The organism is Anaerovibrio sp. (genome assembly GCF_045637405.1).
GTDB lineage: Bacteria > Bacillota > Negativicutes > Selenomonadales > Selenomonadaceae > Anaerovibrio.
The window spans coordinates 1-1,019 of record NZ_JAZTZI010000127.1; the positions used below are offsets into that span (position 1 = coordinate 1).

General features: G+C 47.7%; 1 protein-coding gene. It reads right to left on the reverse strand.

From position 1 onward, the window contains the following. Nucleotides 1-1,019 (reverse strand): YifB family Mg chelatase-like AAA ATPase (locus tag ACKI5G_RS09130; protein ID WP_407399683.1); only part of this gene is annotated, 1,019 nt, incomplete at both ends.

The following is a 1,019-nucleotide window of genomic DNA, read 5'->3' on the forward strand; positions in this document are numbered from 1 at the left end:
GGAAGGAAAAGTCAACGAAGCGTTTACTCTGGCAATGCTTATCACCCCATCCTCCAATGGCTGCCGCAAGGGCTCCAAAGCCTGCGTGGTAAATTCCGGTAACTCATCCAAAAACAGTACGCCATTATGGCTAAGGCTCACCTCACCGGGATGAGGAATAGTGCCACCACCTATCATAGCTGCTGCTGAAGTAGTATGATGAGGACTTCTGAAGGGTCTCTTGGTTACAAGACCACTATTTTTCTTCAGCATTCCAGAAATACTGTAAATCTTCGTTACCTCCAAAGCCTCCTCAAGGGTCATTTCAGGCAATATAGAATTTAAACGGCGGGCCAGCATGGTCTTTCCAGCTCCGGGACTGCCTACCAGTAAAATATTGTGTCCTCCTGCAGCCGCTATTTCAAAGGCCCGTTTGGCCACAAACTGGCCCTGAACATCAGCAAAATCCTCCTCGACCGCCTCTTTTCCTTCCTGTTCATCTTCCGTAGGTATTGATTGCTCCCAAACCACCTTCCCGTTTAGATAATCAATTAACCCCTGCAGCGTTTCCACCCGATATACTGCCAATCCGTCAACCAGCATGGCCTCATTTACATTCTCCCCGGCCACAAAAAAGCCCTTAAACCCCATTTCCTTGGCTTTTATGGCCATAGGTAAAATGCCCGCAACGCCTCTAACCTGCCCTTCAAGGGACAGCTCTCCAGAAAACAAATTTCCCTCTATGCTTTTTGGGGATATTATGCCATAAGCCGCCATCATAGCAATGGCAATGGGCAAATCCAGACCTGGACTATCCTTTCTTATACCAGCCGGAGCCAGATTTATGGTCACCTTTTGCGGCATAATTTTGATGCCTGAATTTTTCACTGCAGTCCTTACCCGCTCTTTAGCCTCACGAACCATAGTATCAGGCAGACCAATCATCTCCACTCCCGGCAATCCATTGGCAACATCCACCTCAACATCTATTATTTGCCCATCTACCCCTAAAGTAGTAGCGCCACAACATTTTGCAAACA